18 protein-coding genes are annotated in these 20391 nt (G+C 68.3%); 8 read left to right on the top strand and 10 right to left on the bottom strand.

Going from position 1 to position 20391, the window contains the following annotated elements; translation table 11 throughout:
* Position 1: 1 nt before the first annotated feature.
* The 3 genes from RCP38_RS11960 to RCP38_RS11950 all read right to left on the bottom strand — a co-directional run bounded on the left by RCP38_RS11960 (position 2) and on the right by RCP38_RS11950 (position 4810).
* The gene (locus tag RCP38_RS11960) at positions 2–385 is read right to left on the bottom strand and encodes a hypothetical protein (RefSeq protein WP_308473175.1); all 384 of its coding nucleotides are present in this window, start codon (positions 383–385) and stop codon (positions 2–4) included.
* A 59-nt stretch (positions 386–444) separates the two neighbouring features.
* Entirely contained in the window at positions 445–3885 is a 3441-nt protein-coding gene (locus tag RCP38_RS11955; RefSeq protein ID WP_308473174.1) for a PGRS repeat-containing protein, read from the bottom strand.
* Positions 3886–4054: 169 nt separating this feature from the next.
* Positions 4055–4810 (bottom strand): enoyl-CoA hydratase, encoded by a 756-nt coding sequence (locus RCP38_RS11950; protein ID WP_308473173.1) that lies wholly within the window; start codon positions 4808–4810, stop codon positions 4055–4057.
* Between the two features lie 33 nt (positions 4811–4843).
* Between RCP38_RS11950 and RCP38_RS11945 the strand changes: the two genes are divergently transcribed.
* Complete coding sequence (locus tag RCP38_RS11945; protein WP_308473172.1) at positions 4844–5389, top strand: DUF1802 family protein; 546 nt, start codon at positions 4844–4846, stop codon at positions 5387–5389.
* A 13-nt stretch (positions 5390–5402) separates the two neighbouring features.
* Here the strand turns inward: RCP38_RS11945 and RCP38_RS11940 are convergent, their stop codons facing one another.
* The 4 genes from RCP38_RS11940 to RCP38_RS11925 are packed head-to-tail and all read right to left on the bottom strand — an operon-like array spanning position 5403 to position 10108.
* Positions 5403–6590, bottom strand: coding sequence for an SfnB family sulfur acquisition oxidoreductase (locus tag RCP38_RS11940; protein ID WP_308477230.1), 1188 nt, complete (start codon positions 6588–6590; stop codon positions 5403–5405).
* A gap of 14 nt (positions 6591–6604) precedes the next feature.
* Positions 6605–7735 carry a dimethylsulfone monooxygenase SfnG gene (gene sfnG, locus RCP38_RS11935; RefSeq protein WP_308473171.1) on the bottom strand — a complete coding sequence of 377 codons (1131 nt, stop codon included), beginning with the start codon at positions 7733–7735 and terminating at the stop codon, positions 6605–6607.
* A 13-nt stretch (positions 7736–7748) separates the two neighbouring features.
* Positions 7749–8894, bottom strand: coding sequence for an LLM class flavin-dependent oxidoreductase (locus RCP38_RS11930; protein WP_308473170.1), 1146 nt, complete (start codon positions 8892–8894; stop codon positions 7749–7751).
* Entirely contained in the window at positions 8894–10108 is a 1215-nt protein-coding gene (locus tag RCP38_RS11925) for an acyl-CoA dehydrogenase family protein (RefSeq protein WP_308473169.1), read from the bottom strand. The genes RCP38_RS11930 and RCP38_RS11925 overlap by 1 nt, the downstream gene beginning before the upstream one ends.
* Before the next feature lie 542 nt (positions 10109–10650).
* Here RCP38_RS11925 and RCP38_RS11920 point away from each other — a divergent pair.
* A complete protein-coding gene (locus tag RCP38_RS11920; RefSeq protein WP_308473168.1) occupies positions 10651–11946 on the top strand; it encodes a lipase family protein in 1296 nt (431 codons plus the stop codon).
* Positions 11947–12135: 189 nt separating this feature from the next.
* Here RCP38_RS11920 and RCP38_RS11915 read toward each other — a convergent pair whose 3' ends face one another.
* Both RCP38_RS11915 and RCP38_RS11910 read right to left on the bottom strand, forming a co-directional pair.
* Positions 12136–13773, bottom strand: a complete 1638-nt coding sequence (locus RCP38_RS11915; protein ID WP_373692345.1) for a CocE/NonD family hydrolase — start codon at positions 13771–13773, stop codon at positions 12136–12138.
* A 3-nt stretch (positions 13774–13776) separates the two neighbouring features.
* Entirely contained in the window at positions 13777–14364 is a 588-nt protein-coding gene (locus RCP38_RS11910) for a DUF3558 domain-containing protein (protein ID WP_308473167.1), read from the bottom strand.
* Between the two features lie 116 nt (positions 14365–14480).
* Here RCP38_RS11910 and RCP38_RS11905 point away from each other — a divergent pair, with 116 nt between their 5' ends.
* Genes RCP38_RS11905 through RCP38_RS11890 form a run of 4 tightly spaced genes read left to right on the top strand, consistent with a single transcriptional unit; the run spans position 14481 to position 18238 of the window.
* Positions 14481–15446, top strand: coding sequence for a metallophosphoesterase family protein (locus RCP38_RS11905; protein ID WP_308473166.1), 966 nt, complete (start codon positions 14481–14483; stop codon positions 15444–15446).
* On the top strand, positions 15443–16114 hold the full coding sequence (gene pptT, locus RCP38_RS11900; protein ID WP_373692344.1) for a 4'-phosphopantetheinyl transferase PptT: 672 nt from the start codon (positions 15443–15445) through the stop codon (positions 16112–16114). The genes RCP38_RS11905 and pptT overlap by 4 nt, the downstream gene beginning before the upstream one ends.
* Entirely contained in the window at positions 16111–17004 is an 894-nt protein-coding gene (gene truB / locus RCP38_RS11895; protein ID WP_308473165.1) for a tRNA pseudouridine(55) synthase TruB, read from the top strand. The genes pptT and truB overlap by 4 nt, the downstream gene beginning before the upstream one ends.
* Positions 17005–17047: 43 nt before the next feature.
* Complete coding sequence (locus RCP38_RS11890) at positions 17048–18238, top strand: lipid-transfer protein (RefSeq protein ID WP_308473164.1); 1191 nt, start codon at positions 17048–17050, stop codon at positions 18236–18238.
* On the opposite strand, the gene mntR is transcribed toward RCP38_RS11890, so the two are convergent.
* The gene (gene mntR / locus RCP38_RS11885; protein WP_308473163.1) at positions 18239–18937 is read right to left on the bottom strand and encodes a manganese-binding transcriptional regulator MntR; all 699 of its coding nucleotides are present in this window, start codon (positions 18935–18937) and stop codon (positions 18239–18241) included.
* A gap of 24 nt (positions 18938–18961) precedes the next feature.
* On the opposite strand from mntR, the gene RCP38_RS11880 reads away from it, so the two are divergent.
* Positions 18962–19942, top strand: a complete 981-nt coding sequence (locus RCP38_RS11880; protein WP_308473162.1) for a bifunctional riboflavin kinase/FAD synthetase — start codon at positions 18962–18964, stop codon at positions 19940–19942.
* A 114-nt stretch (positions 19943–20056) separates the two neighbouring features.
* Positions 20057–20326, top strand: coding sequence for a 30S ribosomal protein S15 (gene rpsO, locus RCP38_RS11875; protein ID WP_308473161.1), 270 nt, complete (start codon positions 20057–20059; stop codon positions 20324–20326).
* Positions 20327–20391 lie beyond the last annotated feature (65 nt).

The following is a 20391-nucleotide window of genomic DNA, read 5'->3' as shown; positions in this document are numbered from 1 at the left end:
ATCAGCCGTCGCCCCCGGCGTTCAACAGCAGACCACCCGTGGCGAAGGTAATGACGAAGATCGCCCAGCCCAGCGCCGGCCAGATGAGCATGATGCTCCGGTTGTGCGCGCTGACGCCCATACCCGCCAGGGTGATGAGCACCGCCGCCCCGATACCGCCCCAGGTCGCCAGGTAGGACGCGTTGATCAGGCTTTCGCTGCAGCGCCGGGCTACGGAGCACTCGTCGGTGATCATCCCGGCGTACATCGACAGGATCAAGGCCAGCCCACACACCACGATCAGAGACGTCGCGAGCAGGATCGAGGCGATCACATCCCAGGTCGGCCGACGGTGCGGCGCCGCATGGTTGCCGTAGGGATACGGGGGATAGGGCGGGTAGATCACCGTGTCACCGTAAACGCGGCCTCATCGCCGCGGCGTCATGGATCGGCAGGGCAGTGCGGCTACGGGATACCGCCTGCCCCGCCCGGGCTGCCTCCGGCACCTCCCTGGCCGCCGTTCGGGGGACCGCCGGGAACCCCTGGGCCGCCCGGGTGTCCGGCGTCAAGGGATGCCCCGCCGGCACCGGAGGTCCCACCGCTTGCCCCCTCGCTTACGCCGTCGCCACCGGCGCCGCCGATCCCCCCGGTGCCGCCGGTTCCGCTGGAACTGTCACCGGCGTCACCGCCGTTGCCGCCCAGGCCGCCCTGCCTAAGACCATGCGAGGCGTTGCCGCCGTCGCCGCCGTCGCCGCCGTCGCCGCCATTGCCGCTGGCGCTGTTGCCGCCGTCACCGCCCGCGCCGCCCGCGCCGCCGGCGTTGCCGTTGCCGCCGTTGCCGCCGTTGCCGCCGTTGCCGCCGTTGCCGCTGGCGCTGTTGCCGCCGTTGCCGCCGTCGCCGCCCGTGCGGCCGTTGGTGAGGGTGTCGCCTTCGTTGCCGCCGTTGCCGCCGTCGCCGCCGGCGCCGCCGTTTCCGCTGACAGTGTTGCCGCCGTTACCGCCCGCGCCGCCCGCGCCGCCCTCGCCGCCGGTGCCGCCCTCCCCGCCGTTACCCCCCGCGCCGCCGTTTCCGCTGACCGAACTGCCCCCGGAGCCGCCCGCCCCACCGGTGCCGCTTTCCCCGCAGCGTTGGAGGAGGCAACTCTCCGGGGGGGCGCTGCTGCCGCCACCAGACCCACCGCTGCCACCGGCGCCACCATCGGCGGAACCTGCGCTGTTCCCGCCGGCACCGCCTGCGCCGCCACTCCCACCGCGGGAGCCGGAATCGCCGCCGCCGTGGCCGCCGCCGGCGCCGCCGTCAGCACCGTTGGCGGCGGTGCCACTCTGGCTGCTGCCGCCGGCTCCGCCGGCGCCACCATCGCCGCCTCCGTAGCCGCCGTAAGCACCATGACCGGCCACCCCCGCAGCGCCGCCGTTTCCGCTGACGCTGTTTCCGCCCGCACCTCCCGCTCCGCCGGCGCCGCCGACACCACCGAATCGTTGAGTGCTGGTGCCGCCTGGCGCACCGTCGGCGCCAGCCCCGCCAGCCCCGCCGTTTCCGCTGACACTGTCCCCGCCGGCGCCACCCGCACCGCCGCTACCGCCGGTCCCGCGCCCATCGGGGTCGGCGACAGCGCCACCCTCCCCGCCGGCGCCACCGGCACCACCGTCAGCGGCGCCCCCGCTGTGCCCGCCTGCGCCGCCAGCACCACCGTTCCCACCGGAGTAGCCGTCACCGCCCCGGCCGCCGGCGGCGCCGGCAGCCGTGATCCCACTCTGGCTACCGCCTCCGGCGCCTCCCGCGCCGCCGTTGCCGCCGCTGCCGTCGCTGCCACCGTCGGCGCCGTTGCCCGCTCGGCCCGCAACTCCACCGTTTCCGCTGACACTGTTGCCGCCGGCGCCGCCGTTGCCGCCGTTGCCGCCAAGGTTGCCCAAGGTGCCGTCGGCGGCGGTCCCCCCGGCACCGCCGTTTCCGCTGACACTGTTCCCGCCGGCACCGCCGCCACCGCCGTTGCCACCGAACACGAAGTTGCCGTCGGGACCGACAACATTGCCGGTGCCACCCGCACCACCGGCTCCACCGGTGCCGCCGTTTCCGCTGACACTGTTGCCGCCGGCCCCGCCGCCGCCGCCGGTACCACCAACAGGCAACACGATCCCCGTGACGGGCTGACCTACGCCGGGCGGGGTGTAAACGGTGAGCCCGCCGTTGCCACCCCCACCCCCGGTACCACCGTTGCCGCTGACGCTGTCCCCGCCAGTACCGCCGGCGCCCCCGTCGCCACCGTGAAGTGTCACGAGTCCGGTGACACCTTCGGCGGCGGTGGAGTCTCCGCCGTTCCCACCGACACCGCCCGCTCCACCGGTGCCGGCACCGATTCCTGCTCCGCCGCTGCCGCCGGCTCCGCCGGCGCCTCCGTCGACACCGTCGCCCGCACCCCCGTTGCCCCCGTTGCCGCCTGCGCTGCTGGCCCCAGCGGACAGGAGGGTGGTCGCGGCAGCTCCCATACCCCCGTCTCCGCCGCGCCCCCCGGTCCCGGCCAAGGTGTCACTGGCGCCGCCGTCCCCGCCGATGCCCGCTTTGCCACCGGCCCCTTGGGCGTTGGTGCCGGGGAGTGCGCCGGTGCCCGCGTTGCCGCCGTTGCCGCCGTTGCCGCCGTTGCCGCCTGCGGTACCACTACCGGCTAAACCGTTACCCCCGTTGCCGCCGTAGCCCGCCGCGGCACCGACGCCGTCGTGGCCAGCCTGACCGCCGGCGCCGGGCGTTCCGGCCAGTCCGGCATTACCCGCGTTGCCGCCGTTGCCGCCATCACCGCCATCGGGGTCGAGGATGGTTCCCTGAGCGCCGTTCCCTCCCGCGCCGCCAGCGCCGGCGTCGCCGCCACCACCGCCTTGGCCGCCGACCCCCTTGGCCCCGGCGGTACCGAACAGGGAGCTCCGGCCGCCGGCGCCGCCGGCACCGCCGCCTCCACCTTTGCCGCCATCGCCACCGTTACCGCCCTGGCCGCCGGCACCATTGTCGGCGCCGGCCACGCCGGCCGCCCCAGCCGCGCCGTCACCCCCGGCACCGCCGGTGCCGCCGATACCGCCATCCCCGCCGGCCCCACCGGTGCCGAACAACCAGCCACCCGCACCGCCGGCGCCCCCATTGCCGCCGGTGCCACCGGTGCTGCCTGCCACACCACCACCACCTGCGCCGAGCTCATCAGCCCCGTAGGTTCCGGTGAGCCCCGCACCGCCGGTACCGCCGGCACCGCCGGTACCGAACATCGCGATCGCGGCTCCGCCGTCACCTCCGTCAGCGCCGGCACCTCCCGTACCGCCGTCGCCACCGTCGCCGTATAGCCAACCACCAGCGCCACCGGCGCCACCGGCGCCACCCTCGAAGCCCATACCACCGGTGCCGCCCGAACCCCACATCCCGGCCATCCCGCCGGCGTAGCCGTCAACATGCTCGGCCGTGCCGGCCGCACCTGCACCGCCGTTGCCGAACAGGAAGCCGCCATCACCCAGGTTGCCGATATCCGGCAACCAGCCGAACAGCGAGGTGTTCGAATCGGTGAACTCGTCGACTCCGTCACCGATCAGTGTCCGGCCGAACAACAGCACCGATGGCCAATTGAGCAAGTCCAGCAGCGGACTACTCGAGGCCGACAATCCGGGAATTGGGTCGTTCAGGCCGACGAGCTGCGTCCACCACGCCGACAGATCACTGTCACCGAAGCCCAGATCTGCCGGGTCGACCGGGTTAGTTTCCGCGTCGAGGCCGAACCCATCGCCGCTCAGCATCTCCATCAACGGCTCAACTAGGTCGTCGAGCACGTCAGCCCGCGCCACGGGCGGCAGCGATACCGCAGACATCCCTAACGCCACGGCCACCCCCACCGCGGCGGCTGCACCCACCATCCGCCGATGCGTGCTCCCCACACCCGACTCCGCCATGGCCATCGACCTCCCAGGATTCGCGCCCGCCACCAGGTGATGAACAGGTATTCGTTGCCTGTAAAAGCGCTGGGGACCCGCCGTGTGTCTACCGGTAGATGCTAGGGGTTCACGTCCAGGCGGGATACAGGGAAATCCCTGGACTTCGGCGACGCTAGTGCACCTGGGCGCGCCCGCGTTCCATCACGGCATCCCGGTTGGCCGCGACGTCGCCGCCACCGGTGCGGCGCAGCCACTGCCGGGCAGTCGCCGTCTCCATCCACAGTCCGGTAGCGGTCTGCGACTCGTCGATGCGGTGATAGGAATCCAGCAGGGCACGCACCGCGTCCTGGTTGTTGCCGACGATCGAGGCGGCCACCCGCTGCGCGGTGGGCAGCAGTTCGGCGTGCGGCACCACCTCGGTGACCAGGCCGGCCCGCAGCGCATCGGCCGCCGACAGATAGTCGCCGGTGAGGCTCATCCGGCGCGCCAGGCCCACCCCGACGCGTTGCGGCAACCGCACGCTCAGTCCCCAGCCGGGCAGAATGCCGACCCGGGCGTGCGTGTCGGCGAATCGGGCCTGATCGGAGGCGATCAGAATGTCGCAGTACAACGCCAATTCCAGGCCGCCCGTCACCGTCGCACCGTTGATCGCGCCGATCACCGGTTTGGTCAGCTCCGGAAAGGGCGGTGCGAAATCCAGTGGTGCGGTGGAATCGCTGAGTTCCTTGAGGTCCACGCCGGCGCAGAACACCGGGTCGGCGCCGGTCAGGATGATGACGTCCACCGCGTCGTCGGCGTCGGCGTCGGCCAGTGCGGTGAAGATCGCATCGCGTAGAGCCGTCGACAGCGCATTGCGGGCCTGCGGGCGGTTGAGGGTCAGGGTGCGGACGCGGTCTTGGGTCTCGATCAGCAGGATGTCGTCGCTCACCGGTTCACCGTAGCCCCGGCTACGCTGGCGGGGATGCAGGCCTTGAAGGAATGGAGCGCCGCCGTCGCCGCGCTGCTGGCCGGGCGGCAACGAATCCTGCTGCGCAAAGGTGGCATTCACGAGAAGCGCTTCGAGGTGGCGGCCGAGCAGTTCCTGCTGTTTCCGACTACGGCGCACAGTCACGCCGAGCGGGTACGCCCCGAACACCGTGACCTGCTGGCACCGGCGGCCGCCGACTCCACGCAAGACCTGGTGATCGTCCGCGCCGCCGCAAAGGTGGTCGCCACGCTGCCGATCGAGCGACCCGATGCGCTCGAAGACATCGCCGACCTGCACATCTGGACCGCTGAATCGGTGCGCGCCGACCGGGTGGACTTCCGGCCCAAACACCGGCTGACCGCTTTGGTGGTGCAGGTGTATCCACTGGTGGCGCCGGTCCGGCTGGCCCGCACCCCGGACTACGCCGGCTGTTCCAGCTGGGTGCAGCTACCGATCACCGATCCGGAACTCGGCGCCCCGGTCTTCACCGCCGACGACCTAGCCGAGGTGACCGCCCGGGTGCAGGAGACGGTGGGCTGAACAAACCGACGTCTCAGATCTGGCCGTGGTTCGGCGGCCGAACCGCGCTGAGTTCCCACGCCCCGATGTGGTGATACTTCCAGTCCACCGGATCATGCACGCTGTGGGTACGGGCATTGCGCCAATGTCGATCGAGCCCGTATTTCCGGTCCGTGCCGCTGGCCCCGGTCAGCGCGAACAGTTGGCTCGCGACTTCGACCGCCACGTCGCTGGCGAAAGCCTTGGCCTGTGCCACCGCGATAGAACCGCGGGCGGCGGTGTCGGGGCCGGCGGGAATCGGTCCCAGCTCATCGAGGACATCGGCTGCCCAACGAAGCAACTGCACTGCCGCTCGGGCGCGAGTGGACAGCTGGCCGAACCGCAGCCGGGTGTGTGGATCGTCGGCCGCGACTGACACCTGGCTGCTGCGGTACGCCTCGAAGAACGGCCTACTGCGGGTGCGGACGAACTCCGCAGCGTCGGCCAGTGCTCCTTCCGCGATGCCGACTTCGATGGCCGCGTGCACCAACTGAGCTCGGGCACCGAGCAATTGCGGGGTTTCGAACGCCTTCCAATACGGCACGACCAAGCCCGGATCAACCGATACACCTTCGAAAGTCGTTGTGCCACTGACCGTCGCGCGCTGGCCCATCGCGGGCCAATCCTCATCGATCGATACCCCGGGGCTATCGCGTTCGACGAGCGCCAGCACCGTTCGGCCGTCGGGATCCACGGCGCTGGCGGCCAGCCAACGGGAGGTGATGGCGCCGGTGCAGTAGTACTTCACTCCGTCCAGTCGCCAGCCTCGGCCGTCGGGCACCAGGCGGGTCTTGAGGTCTTGTGCATGAGTACCGCCGCGCTCCGCCAGAACCGGCGCGATGCGGCCGCCCTCGGTCACTGTGGGCAGGAGCCGGATACGCTGCTCGGGTGTGCCCAGTTGGCGCAGAATGTCGATCGCCAGAAAATGCCCTTGAGGGATCTGCGCCAGGGCCGGATCAGCGGTGGCGATCGTTCTGATGACTTCGGCCAGCGTGCGGGACCCCAGACCCGCGCCGCCGTCGGCGACGGGCACCGTGATCCCCGCGAGCCCGGACCGGTCGAAATCGTTGAGCTCGGCACGCGGCACGCCGCCGCTTCGATCTCGATCGGCCGCCCCGGAACGCACGGTGTCGGCGAAGCTCTCTGCTGCCGAGACCGCCTCGGCGTGGGTCGCCAACCGCACTGCGGTACCGGCGGTCATGGCAGCGCCGGCTCCGGTACGGGCGCCAACCCGGCATGGGATTCCAGCTCCCGGACCAACGGCACAACGTTGCGGCCGAAGGCCTCGACCTCCTCTTGGAAGTGCAGAAAGCCGGCCAGGATCAGGTTCACACCCAGCTTTCGATAGGCGACGATGCGCTCGGCGACCTGCTCGGCGGTTCCGATCAGTTGGGTACGGAACCCGTCGTTGTACTGCACCAGATCCTCGAATGTGGAGTCGGCCCACATGCCGCGGCGGTCTACAGTCGATGCGCCGGCCTGCCGTACCGCCGACTCGAATCCCTGCACGGCGGGTACATCTGCCTTGGCGATGATCTCCCGCAGTACCTCCCGGGCCTCGGCTTCGGTATCGCGGACGATCACGAAACCATTCAGGCCGAAGCGCGGTGGCGCGATGCGGCCCGCATCGGCCGCAACCCGACGCAGATCGGCCAGTTGCGCACTGACTCCGTCGAAGTCGTTGCCGTTGGAGAAATACCAGTCCGACAGCCGACCACCGTTGATCCGGGCCGCAGTGGAATTGCCGCCCTGGAAGATCTCCGGATGCGGCCGCCCTTCCCAGGACAGCGGTTTGGGCTGGAGGCGGAAATCGCGGAGCCGGTAGAAGTCGCCGGCCAGGTTGGCGGAGTCCTGGGTCCAGACCGCCCGCAGTGCTTCGATGAATTCGGCACTGCGCCGGTACCGTTCGTCGTGTTCCAACCAGGGTTCGCCGAGTTTGGTGAATTCTTCTTTGAGCCAGCCACTGACGATGTTGACCGCAACCCGTCCATTCGACAGGTGATCGGCGGTCGCCAGCCACTTCGCCAGCACTCCCGGCTGCCACATGCCCGGATGCACCGCGGCGATGACCTTCAGCCGTTGCGTGGCCAGCAGTAGTGCCAGGCTGAAGCTCGTCGACTCGTGCTGGTATGCGGCGCTATAGCTGGCCGTGTAGCGAACCTGGGTCAGCGCGTACTCGAAGCCGGCATCCTCGGCGATGCGCGCCAGGGCGACGTTGTAGTCGTAGCTCCAGTCGGTGCGTTGCTCGATCGTGGAGGTGACCAGGCCGCCACTGACATTGGGCACCCAGTAGGCGAAACGCAGCGGCTCGGTGGGGTAGTTCGGCATTGCCTTGTCTCCCTTAGGTGGTCAGGGTGTGAGAGGAGCGGGGGAGCAGACCTCGCTCGGTCAGAATCGGCACCACGCCCTCGCCGAACGAGAACGCCTCTTCCAGGTGCGGATAGCCGGACAGCACGAACTCGTCCAGCCCGAGGCGGTGGTACTCCTCAATCCGGTCGGCGACCTCCTCGTGGCTTCCCACCAAAGCGGTACCGGCGCCGCCTCGGACCAGACCGACGCCTGCCCACAGATTCGGCGACACCTCGAGCCGGTCGGTGCGGCCACCGTGCAAGGCGGTCATCCGGCGTTGGCCCTCCGATCCGGAGCTGCGTTGGATCTGTTGGGAGCGAGCGATCTGTTCGGGGCTCAATCCGGCCAACAACCGGTCGGCTTGAGCCCAGGCCTCCGCCGAGGTGGGCCGGCTGATGACGTGCAGCCTGATCCCGAACCGCAGTTCACCGGCGGCCGCGCGAACCCTCTCCAGATCCTTGACTCGCCGGCGCACCGTGTCGATCTTCTCGGCGACCTGCGTGGGTGGTTCGCCCCAGGTGAGATAGACATCGGCGTGCTCGGCCGCGACATCGATCGCGGCCGGCGAGGACCCACCGAGATAGATCTCGGGCCAGGTCGACGCGGGTACGATCGTCGCGTCCTCGACGAACAGGTGATCGCCGTGGAAGGTCACGGGCTGTCCGGACCACAGCTGTCGGAACACGGTGAGGAACTCACCCGCTCTCCGGTAGCGGGCGTCCTTGGCCAAGCCATCACCGAACCGGCGCTGCTCGGAGTCGTCACCGCCGGTCACGACGTTGAGCAACAGCCGACCGCCGGATATCCGTTGGTAGGTGGCCGCGGCCTGGGCGACCAGGGTGGGCGCTTGGAGGCCGGGGCGAAACGCCACCAGATACTTGAACCGGGTGGTGAATTGGCTGAGCGCGGCGGTGAACACCCAGGCGTCTTCACACCAGCTGCTGGTAGGGGTGAGCGCTCCGGTGAAGCCGAGCTTCTCCGCGGCGCCCGCGACCAGGCGCAGGTAATCCAAATCGGGGGCGCGGTCGGCGCCGAAGTCGTTCACCCGGCTTCCCGCAGAGCCGACGGCGTTCCCCAGACTCAGATCACTGCGGGAATCTCCGTTGGTGGGCAGGAACCAGTGCAGCGTGATACCCATCAGCGGTACAGCGAGAACTCGGGGCGACGGCGGTTGAGCACCCAGTCGCCGACTTCGCGCGCCTTGTAGGACACCGGGTCGTGCAGTGTGTGGGTCCGTAGGTTGCGCCAATGCCGGTCGAAACCGTATGCGGTGGTAGTGGCGCGGGCACCCTGGATCTCGAATAGGCGGCTGGCGGTCTGCAAACCGACTTCGGTGGCAAGGTATTTGGCTTCATACACCGCGATGGCGGCGTCGGCCCGTTGGTCTCCGGTCAGGTCAGGGCCGATGTCGACCGCGGCCTGGAGGGCATCGCCGGCACGGTCGGCCAACAGTGCCGCTGCGCGTACCTGACTCACCAGCTCGCCTACCGTCTGCAGGATGTAGGGATCGTCGGTGGCCCGGTCGACACCGGAGGACTCCCACGGGGTGGCGCGGTCCCGAGTCCAATTCAGTGCTTCGGTGAGTGCCCCTTCGGCGGTGCCGATATAGAAGTTGACGAACGCCAACTGCCAGTGCGGGGTGATCAGGGTCTGATAAGGGCTCAAGGTACCGCCGGTGAACGGCTCTGCACCGAGCACCTCGTGATGCGCGATGCGCGCATCGACGACACGGACGCCGCCGGAGTCCGTCAGGCGCTGACCGATGTTGTCCCAGTCATCGAGGAAGGTGAAACCCTGTCGGCCGCCTCGGGTATCGAGGGACAGGAAAACCTGCGAACCGTCCAGCAGCGCGGTGACCGAGAGTTGGTCACCGGTGCTGGCGCCACTGGCGAAAGTCCGGCTTCCGTTGAGCAGGAAGCCGTCGCCGTCGCGCGTCAGGACCAGGCCCGAACTGCCGCGCGGATTCTGGATTCCGCCCCAAAACAGTTTCTCGGCGGCATTGCGTCGTGACTGGGCTTCCGCCTGTGCGGGCGTGCCGAACAGCGTGGCGACCCGGGTCTGTGCGTAGTGGTAGCCGAGGAGATGAGCGATCGAGGTGTCACCACGGGCGATCCGCCGGGTTATCTGTGATGCTTGCGCGAAATCGAGCCCGGAGCCGCCGTACTCGACGGGCTCCTGAACCTGTAGCAGGTCGTTGTCCCGCAGCAGTTCGATCTCGGCGCGCGGCGTCGCATTGGCGCGGTCGCGTTCGGCGGCAGTCTGACGCAACCGCTCGGCGACGCGGTCTGCGACAGCCAGCAGATCGGGGAAGGTCTGCTTGTCGGCCGTCCGGCGTTCGGTGGTGATGGTCATGGTGTGCTCCTCGGGGACTTAAGTGGCGCAAAGAATCTCTGTGCCGGTGATGTCGGGCGATGACGAGATAGAACGCGTAGCCGGCGGACTGGGCAAGACGCCCGACTTCCGGCTTTGCGGCACACACCAGGACTGACCAGCGCATTCGTCGGCCGGTTCGGCTAGAAGCAAGCTGATTCCAACCGTCGCGGAACCGTCAGACCTGGATCGGGCCGGTACTTTCCCGAAGCACTGCCGAGTGTTGAGCCTGCGCAGTTCCGCTCGGCTTGGAGCTAATTGTTATGAAACGCTAAGCCGCTGTTCACGACTCCGTGACCTGTCCCGGTTGCTCGGAGGTCCGTTGCGCTTCGGCGTCGACTCGATTTTCATTCCGTCCTGAATCACCGTCCGGCGCACGGTGGTGTAGCGCGTTCTGGTAAGCCCACCAAATCCAAGCGTCCAAAAAGGAAGAACCAATGAGGATTTCGATGAGACCACGAGACCGGTCCGGGGTGATGCAACGGTGGCGGACGCGTATCGAGTGCCGGCGTCCCGGGCGCGGCATGACTGTGGTGATCGCCGTCGTTGTGGTGGTGAGCGGGGTTGTCGCACTGCGTGCCGATCCGGTGGCGAATGCCGATGACATCAAGTACGAAGCGTTCTACACCCCGCCGCAGCCGCTACCGGCCGGGAAGCCCGGTGATCTGATCCGGACCGAGCCGTTGCGACTGGTGTTGGAGCCGTCGGGTCAGCTCGGTTCCTTCGTCGGGACCGGGACGCGAATCATGTACCGAGGAACCGATGCTCAATCGCATCCGGTTGCGGTCACCGGTGCTTACATCGAGCCCGACGTGCCCTGGCCCGGCAGCGGGCCGCGACCCCTGATCGCCTATGCGACCGGGCCGTACGGAGTCGGTGAGCAGTGCGCCCCGTCACGCCTGTTCGACCAGGGCATTCACTTCTCTCAGGGATTCGACCTGATGTTCAACTACGAAGAGGGTTTTATCGCGACGCTGTTGGCCCGTGGCTTCGCAATCGTGGTGACCGACGGGGTCGGCTTGGGTACGCATGGACCGCAGTCGCCACAGTTCTTGAATCGGGTTGCGGCCGGTACCGCGTTGATCGACGCGGCGAGGGCAGCCCAGAAGTTGCCGGGAACGTCTCTGGATCCGCATGGTCCGGTGGCGTTCTGGGGCTGGGCGTCCGGTGGGCAGGCGTCGCTGTCGGCGGCCGAGTTGGCGCCGTCGTATGCTCCCGAACTCAATATCGTGGGTACCTACGCCAATGCGCCGCTGACCCACGTGGTCGAGGCCATCCCAGGCGTTGACGGCAACTTCTTGGCGGTGCTCGCCGGTTACCTGTTGCGTGGTATCCAAGCGTCGTATCCCGAGACCGAACAAGCGATTTGGGATGCGTTGACTCCGCGTGGCGTGCAGATGCTGGACTGGAGTGGGCACACCTGCCTGGTGCAGGGTGGTGTGGACTACGCGTTCCGCCATCTGCAGTTCTGGTTCAAAGACGACCTTAACGAGGTGGCCTCGGCTGAACCCCTGAAGACGATCTTCGCCTCTCAGCGAGTGGGAAACATCAAACCCAAAGGGCCGGTGTATATCTCACACAATAGGTGGGATCCGCTGGCGCCTTACACGTCGGCGCACGACACCGCGCGTGACTGGTGCAGATTGGGCGCGGACGTTGAACTGTGGACCAACGAGCAGCCCCCGTTTCTGAACAAGATGGACATCAATATCCTGTTGCCGCAGTTCGTCGACGGTGAGCGAAGCATGAGCTGGGTCAGTGATCGCTTCAACGGCGTGCCGACCAACTCGAACTGCGCCGTGATCCAGGCGGAGGGCTGACCGCCCAGCCCTACTCCCGATCGGGGTCTACGGTCCCGGCGTACCTCAGCGCCGGGACCGTGGAGTCCGAATGTCTGCACCGGGAGGTCGGGCGGTGAAGCCGGCCGTCGCGGGGGCCGGCGAGAATCCCGACTACCGGTATAACGAAGGAGCTCGACGACCGAGTCGGACCTGTTGGCCTCGGCCGTCTCAGCGGTCCGCGGGCAGCAACAACCGTGAACCGGCCAGCCGCACCGTGTGGGTGGCGGTCCGCATCGCGGCACCGCTGATGGCCGGCTCACCCGTGCCGAGGTTGCGTGCGTACCGGGGATGGTTGCCTCCGGCGATCAACAGCCGAATGCGAGATCCGGCGGCGAAGCGGTGCGCGATCTCATCGAGCTCGATACGCACTGTGCCGCAGGCGTTCTCCAACCGCCGGTAGCCGTCACTGACGTTACGGGACCGTCCCCGCGCGTCGACCTCGCTGACCCGGACGAACACATCGACATACGGGGTGTCGCTGGAATGCGCCAGTTCCACCACCGGACTGCCGAACACCGTGACGTCGTCGGTCAGTGCGGCACCGGTGAACGCCAGGACATCGGCACGCCGCGCCAGTTTGTCGTCGCGCTGATAGCCACCACCCGGAGCCAACAGTCGTCCGCCCACGGTCGGGGTGGGGTCGGCCGGGTCGTAGGTGAAACAGACGGAGTCGGCCGCATCGCCGGGCAGGGGAGTCTCGGACAGCCCCTCGCCGGGCTGCAGCCACCACGACCGGTCGGCTGTCTGCGGTGGCCAATCCGGCATCTCCCGCCAGCCCGGCCCGCCGGTGACGTACGTCCGAACCCGACTTGTCCGCGGCGGCCCGCCCGAGCCGGCCAGATGGGTGCCGAGCCAGGCCAGGGATTCGCCGGTCACGGTCTGCAAGCCCTTGGTCAGCATCTCGGTATGCGTCCACGGGCCCACGGTCAGTGCCACCTCGGCGCCCCGATCGCGCAGTGCCCGGAACTGCGCCAGGCTCTGATCCAAGAACAGGTCCTGCCAGCCGCCGAGCAACAACACCGGAACCGACGTCTGCTCCAGCGCCACCGGGTAGCGCAACCGGTCCCAGAACGCGTCCGCCTCGGGGTGCTCGACCCAGGATTCGTACCAGCCTGCACCGTCGCCCAACAGCTTGCGTCCGGCGGACCCCAGCGGCAGTTCCGCGGCGGCACGTCGGACCCGGCGTTGCGCGGTCAACTGCCGCAGGCCGGCGCGGATTCTGGGGCGGTCCTCCTGGTGGGCCATCATGTGGCTCCAGCCCAGGAAATCGTTGAGCGAGAACGATCCCACACCCCAGGTCGACTGGTGCAGATCGTGCGGGCCGACGGTGATGACCGCGGCCTTGAGTTCCGGCGGCGGGTCGGCCAGCAATGACCACTGGGTGAAACCCAGATACGACAAACCTATGGTGCCGAAGGCCCCGGTGAACCAGGGCTGGGTCCGCAGCCACGCCACGGTGTCGGCACCGTCGGCGGCCTCGTTGGCCATCGGTTCGAAAACGCCGCCGGAGCCGAAGGTGCCGCGCACACTCTGCAGGATCACCCGGTAGCCGCGGGCCGCGTACATCCGGGCGAACACCAGCGCGAACGGGAAACCGCGGCCGTAGGGGCAGCGCACCAGCAGTGTGCCGGCCACCTCGCCGGTCGGCTGATAGTGGTCTGCTCGCAGCAACACCCCGTCGCGCATCGGGATCTGTTCGCGGCGCACCGTATAGCCGGTGGTGGGCGGCGGCAGTCGCCGCAGCACGCGGTTGGCGACGACGTCGGCCAGACGGGGGCCGGTGGTGCGGGCGGACGTGCTCGTCACAGCTCAGTACTTGTAGTGCGGGGCCAGCTGGTGGGCGCGCATCAGGTTCTCGGCCTGGCAGTCCATGTCCGGGTTCGAATACACCGGCGAGTAGTACAGCGCCTGCTGGATCAACCCGTAGCTGGTCTTGAACGCCACCATGCAGGAGACCCACCACCGGTTGTTCCATTCGGTGGGCTTCATCACCCAGAACTGCGCCGCGCGGTGCCCGTTGATGTCCATCTCGATCGCATCGGCCGGAATGGATTCGTCGTAGCTGCGCCACACGAAGGTCTCGACGGCCATCTGGTAGTTGCCGGCGTCGAACTCGCAGCGCACACCTTCGACCGGCTTGGGCGGGGTGAACGCCAGACCCAGTTCTTCGATGACGTTGAAGGGGATGTCCTCGCAGGCGTCGAACGGGCGCGGGTTGGTGATGTTGACCGCTTTGCTCGATGTGGTCGGCGGTGCCAGCGGGATGGCGGTGGAGCGCAACTGCACCGCGGAACTACCGGTGGCGACGTCGCTGCGCAGGGGTGCCTGCTGCCAGACCATCACGACGGCCATCACCAGCGCGCCGAGCGCGGTGATGAGACGCAGTTTGGTGAGCATGACACTCCTCGCTTCCGCCCGGTGTTCTGCCGGGAGTGTACAAGTTGTGGCCTCGGCCACTGCCCCGAAGGCGAGAACACGTTCTAATTTTGGCCTACCGATTAGGCTCAATCCTCGTGACTACGCACAAGCTGAGGGCCGCGCAGGGCCCGACTCTGTGGGCGGTCTCGGACCTGCACACCGGTCACATGGGCAACAAGCCGGTCACCGAGTCGCTGCATCCGGCCACCGGTGACGACTGGCTGATCGTCGCCGGCGACGTCGCCGAGCGCACCGACGAGATCCGCTGGGCGCTGGACCTGCTGCGCAAACGGTTCGCGAAGGTCATCTGGGTGCCCGGCAACCACGAGCTGTGGACCACCAACAAAGACCCGATGCAGATCTTCGGGCGCTCGCGTTACGACTACCTGGTCGACATGTGCGACCAGATGGGCGTCATCACCCCCGAACACCCCTTCCCGGTCTGGACCGAAGAAGGCGGCCCGGCCACGATCGTGCCGATGTTCCTACTCTACGACTACACGTTCCTGCCGGCCGGAGCATCCACCAAGGCCGAGGGGCTGGCCATCGCCCGGGAGAACAACGTGGTGGCCACCGACGAGTTCCTGCTGTCACCGGAGCCCTACGGCACCCGCGACGCCTGGTGCCGCGATCGGGTGGCCGTCACCCGCAAGCGCCTCGAAGACCTGGACTGGATGACGCCGACCGTGCTGGTCAACCATTTCCCGATGGTGCGCCAGCCCTGCGATGCGCTGTTCTACCCGGAGTTCTCGCTGTGGTGCGGCACCACCGAAACCGCCGACTGGCACACCCGCTACAACGCGATCTGCTCGGTCTACGGGCACCTGCACATCCCGCGCACCACCTACTACGACGAGGTGCGCTTCGAGGAGGTCTCGGTGGGCTACCCGCGGGAGTGGCGGCGACGCCAGCCGCACCGCTGGCTGCGCCAGATCCTGCCCGACCCGCAGTACCCGCCCGGCTACCTCAACGAATTCGGCGGTCACTTCACCATCACCGACGAGATGCGGGAGGCCAGCGCGAAGTTCGCCGAACGGCTACGGGAACGGCGGGCGCGATGAGCAAGCTGCTGGGAACCGTTCTCCACGGTGCGCCTGCGGGTTCGCTGGCCTGGGCCGAACGCTACGAGGATCCGCCCGGACTGGCTCCGCTGCCCGAGGAAGAAGAACTGATCGCCCGTGCGGTCGACAAGCGCCGCAACGAGTTCGTCACCGCCCGCTACTGCGCCCGGCTGGCACTCGAAGAACTCGGCCGGCCCCCGGTCCCGATCCTCAAGGGGGAGAAGGGCGAACCGACCTGGCCCGACGGTATCGTCGGCAGCCTGACGCACTGCGCCGGCTTTCGCGGCGCCGTGGTGGGCCGTCGCACCGACGTGCGATCGGTGGGCATCGACGCCGAGCCGCACGATGTGCTGCCCGACGGCGTACTCAGGGCGATCAGCCTGCCGCAAGAACGCGATGAACTGGCCACCCTGCCCGCCGACCGGCATTGGGACCGAATCCTGTTCTGCGCCAAGGAAGCCACCTACAAGGCGTGGTTTCCGCTGACCAAGCGGTGGCTCGGATTCGAAGACGCCCACATCACGCTGACGGCGAACGACGGGGACTCCGGGGCGTTCGTATCCCGAATCCTGATCGACCCCGCGGCGCTGTCCGGACCGCCGCTGACCGAACTGCGCGGGCGCTGGTCGACGGCCGGCGGTCTGGTGCTGACGGCGATCGTGCTGTGAGCACTCCGCCGCCGCCCGGTTTGGTGATCGTCGACAAGCCCGCCGGGATCACCAGTCACGACGTCGTCTCCCGGTGTCGCCGGTTCTTTCACACCCGCAAGGTCGGCCACGCCGGCACGCTGGACCCGATGGCCACCGGGGTGCTGGTGATCGGCATCGAGCGGGCCACCAAGATCCTGGGACTGCTGACCACCTCGGAGAAGTCCTATGCCGCCACCATCCGGCTGGGCCAGACCACCTCGACCGAGGACGCCGAAGGCGATGTGTTGCAGACGACGTCGGCGACACACGTCACCGACGAGCAGATCGCCGCGGCGATCGCCGGACTGCGCGGTGACATCGCGCAGGTGCCCTCGGCCGTCAGCGCCATCAAGGTCGCCGGCAAGCGGTCCTACCAGCTGGCCCGGGAAGGCCACGCCGTCGAACTGCCCGCCCGGCCGGTGCACATCGGCCGTTTCGAGGTGCTCAACGTCGGACGCGCCGTCGAACCCTTCATCGACCTCGAGGTCGAGGTGGACTGCTCGGCGGGGACCTATATCCGCGCGCTGGCCCGGGATCTGGGCAACGAACTCGGCGTCGGCGGGCATCTGACCGCGCTGCGGCGAACCCGCGCCGGCCGCTTCGGGCTGGACCAGGCCCGAACCCTCGACGAACTGGCCGAGACACCGCGGTTGAGCTACAGCCTCGATGACGCCTGCCTGCAGGGTTTCCCGCGCCGCGACCTGACCGCCGAGGAGGCGGTCGATGTCGGTCACGGTCGCCCGCTGACACCGGCGGGTATCGCCGGCACCTATGCGGCGACGGCCCCCGACGGGAGGGTGATGGCACTGCTCGAAGATTCCGGGAACCGAACCAAGTCGGTGGTCGTGATCCGGCCGGCGACCCTGTGACGACAACTATGCTCACCCGCAACAGCACAGCTAGGGAGTGAAAATGGCTAACAAGGTGTACGTGATCGGCGTCGGAATGACGAAGTTCGAGAAGCCCGGACGCCGTGAAGGCTGGGACTACCCCGACATGGCGCGCGAGTCGGGCACCAACGCGCTGCAAGACGCCGGCATCGACTACACCGCCGTCGAACAGGGCTATGTCGGTTACGTCTACGGGGAATCCACCGCCGGCCAGCGCGCGCTCTACGAGCTGGGCATGACCGGCATCCCGATCGTCAACGTCAACAACAACTGCTCGACCGGTTCCACCGCGCTCTACCTCGCCGCTCAGGCCATCCGGGGCGGACTGGCCGACTGCACCATCGCGCTCGGATTCGAGAAGATGAAGCCCGGTTCGCTGGGGACCACCTACGACGACCGTGCTCAGCCGATGGAGAAGCACGTGATGGCGCTGGCCGCCATCTCCGAGGCGGCGTTCCCGGTCGCGCCGTGGATGTTCGGTGCCGCCGGACGCGAACACATGAAGGAATACGGTTCCACCGCAGAGCATTTCGCCAAGATCGGCTACAAGAACCACAAGCATTCGGTGAACAACCCGTATGCCCAGTTCCAAGACGAGTACACCCTCGACGACATCCTCGGCTCGCGGATGATCTACGACCCGCTGACCAAGCTGCAGTGTTCGCCGACCTCCGACGGCTCCGGTGCGGCGATCCTGGCCAGTGAGGCCTTCGTCGACAAGCACGGTCTGGCCGGGCGAGCGGTGGAGATCGTCGGGCAGGCGATGACCACCGACTTCGCCTCCAGCTTCGACGGCACCGCCAAGAACCTGATCGGCTACGACATGAACGTGCAGGCGGCACAACGTGTCTATGACCAATCGGGCCTCGGCCCGCAGGACTTCCAGGTCATCGAACTGCACGACTGCTTCTCGGCCAACGAACTGCTGCTCTACGAAGCCCTCGGACTGTGCGCCGAAGGCGAAGCGGGAACCCTGATCGACAACGGCGACACCACCTACGGTGGGCGCTGGGTGGTCAACCCCTCCGGTGGACTGATCTCCAAGGGGCACCCGCTCGGCGCGACCGGTCTGGCGCAGTGCGCCGAACTCACCTGGCAGCTACGCGGCACCGCCGACAAGCGTCAGGTCGACGGCGTCAACGCCGCACTGCAGCACAACATCGGATTGGGCGGTGCGGCCGTGGTGACCGCGTACCAGCGCGCCGAGCGCTGATCACACCACCCAGATCGCTTGGGCCGCTGGGCTCCCCAGATCGATGGTCGCTTGGCTGCCATCGGCGGAATCCGGGGAGTCCAGCGCCACCGAGATGATCCCGGCGAAGTCGCGCCGGGCGAGTACGCGAACCCGGGCGTCGAGGCAGATCCCCACCTGGGCGAAGTAACGCAGCATCTCCGGATCGTGGTCGGAGATCCGGGCCACCGTGCCGGCCTCCCCGTCGGTGCAGGCCCACAACTGGCGCGCCGGGGGCGTGGGCACCTGCCCGTCGGATGCCGGGATGGGGTCACCGTGCGGGTCGCGCTGCGGGTACCCGAGTTTGGCGTCGATACGCGCGATCATCTGGTCGGACACCGCGTGCTCGAGGATCTCGGCCTCGTCGTGCACCTCGTCCCAGCGGTAACCGAGTTCGCGCACCAGGAACGTCTCGATCAGGCGGTGGCGACGCACCATGGCCAGTGCGGCCCGACGGCCCGCATCGGTCAGCGCCACCGCACCGTACTTCTCATGGTCGACCAGGCCCGCGTCGGCCAGTTTGCGGATCGATTCCGAGGCGGTGCTGGCCGACACACCGATCTTCTCCGCCAGCATTTTCGTGCTGACCTTCTCCGGTGACCATTCCTGGGCGGTCCAGATGACTTTCAGGTAGTCCTGGGCGACGCTGCTCAGCCCGTCCGACTGCTCCCAAGGGCTCACGACGGACAGTTTAGGCTGGTGCTCGTGCAGCGGTGGCGGGGGCAGGACGAGATCCCCACAGACTGGGGCAGATGTGTGCTCACTATCGGCGTCTTCGATGGTGTGCACCGCGGTCATGCGGAGCTGATCGCGCATGCGGTGCGGGCGGGCAAAGCCCGTGGTGTGCCGACGGTGCTGATGACCTTCGATCCGCATCCCATGGAAGTCGTCTATCCCGGCAACCATCCGGCGCAGCTCACCACGCTGGCGCGCCGTGCCGAACTGGTCGAGCAGTCCGGCATCGACGTGTTCCTGGTCATCCCGTTCACCCCGGAGTTCATGAAGCTGACCCCGGACCGCTACATCCATCAGTTGCTCGTCGAGCACCTGCACGTGGTGGACGTCGTGGTGGGGGAGAACTTCACCTTCGGCCGCAAGGCCGCCGGCAACGTGGAGACCCTGCGCCGGGCCGGGGAACAGTTCGGTTTCGGGGTGGAAGCGGTGTCGCTGGTGGCCGAACGCGACGACGCCGCCGCCCAATCGGTCACGTTCTCCTCGACCTACATCCGGTCCTGCGTGGACGCCGGTGATGTGACTGCGGCCGCCGAGGCGCTGGGCCGGCCGCACCGGGTCGAGGGACTGGTGGTGCGCGGCGACGGTCGCGGCCGCAACCTCGGTTTTCCGACCGCCAACGTGGCGCCCTCGGCCTTCGCCGCGATCCCCGCCGACGGGGTGTACGCGGCCTGGTTCACCGTGCTGGGGCACGGCCCGGTGCCGGGCACCGTCGTCGCCGGCCAGCGTTGTCAGGCCGCGGTGTCGGTGGGCACCAACCCGACGTTCTCCGGCCGGGCCCGTACCGTCGAGGCCTTCGTCCTCGACGAGAACGCCGACCTGTACGGCCAGCGGGTCGCCGTCGACTTCGTCAGCCGGATCCGCGGCCAACGCAAGTTCGACTCCGTGGAAGAGCTGGTGGTGGCGATCAACGCCGATGTCGAAGAGACGCGCGGCATGCTCGCCGAGGGCTGACCGCCGCCGATTGGGTCGAAGCGCCCGCGCACTGCTAAGCTTCCCGCTCGGTGTGCTGCAGTCCGCGGTGGCCACCGACATGAAATTCGCGGGACCGATTGATGGAGAGTTTTCGTGGCGCTGACCGCTGAGCAGAAAAAAGAGATCCTGAGCAGCTACGGGCTGCACGAGACCGACACCGGTTCGCCGGAGGCTCAGGTCGCGCTGCTGACGAAGCGGATCGTCGACCTCACCGAGCACCTCAAGACGCACAAGCACGACCACCACTCGCGGCGCGGTCTGCTGCTGCTGGTCGGCCGTCGCCGCCGGCTGCTCAAGTACCTGACCCAGACCGATGTGGCGCGCTACCGTTCGCTGATCGAGCGCCTCGGCCTGCGTCGCTGACGACGAACCGGTTCGGCGGTATCGCCGCCGTGTAGAGTGAGACCGTCCCGGGCCCAGTGGGCCCG

The organism is Mycolicibacter sp. MU0083 (assembly GCF_963378075.1).
Lineage (GTDB): Bacteria > Actinomycetota > Actinomycetes > Mycobacteriales > Mycobacteriaceae > Mycobacterium > Mycobacterium kokjensenii.
The sequence above is the reverse complement of the archived record's forward strand: the minus strand, read 5'-3'. Positions and strand labels throughout refer to the sequence as shown.

Excerpts from the sequence above, each read along its gene's own strand:
- RCP38_RS11945 (WP_308473172.1), top strand. The coding sequence starts at position 4,844 with ATGCAGGCCTTGAAGGAATGGAGCGCCGCCGTCGCCGCGCTGCTGGCC.
- sfnG (WP_308473171.1), bottom strand. The coding sequence starts at position 7,735 with ATGCCGAACTACCCCACCGAGCCGCTGCGTTTCGCCTACTGGGTGCCC.
- RCP38_RS11930 (WP_308473170.1), bottom strand. The coding sequence starts at position 8,894 with ATGGGTATCACGCTGCACTGGTTCCTGCCCACCAACGGAGATTCCCGC.
- RCP38_RS11925 (WP_308473169.1), bottom strand. The coding sequence starts at position 10,108 with ATGACCATCACCACCGAACGCCGGACGGCCGACAAGCAGACCTTCCCC.
- RCP38_RS11920 (WP_308473168.1), top strand. The coding sequence starts at position 10,651 with ATGACTGTGGTGATCGCCGTCGTTGTGGTGGTGAGCGGGGTTGTCGCA.
- RCP38_RS11910 (WP_308473167.1), bottom strand. The coding sequence starts at position 14,364 with ATGCTCACCAAACTGCGTCTCATCACCGCGCTCGGCGCGCTGGTGATG.
- pptT (WP_373692344.1), top strand. The coding sequence starts at position 15,443 with ATGAGCAAGCTGCTGGGAACCGTTCTCCACGGTGCGCCTGCGGGTTCG.
- RCP38_RS11890 (WP_308473164.1), top strand. The coding sequence starts at position 17,048 with ATGGCTAACAAGGTGTACGTGATCGGCGTCGGAATGACGAAGTTCGAG.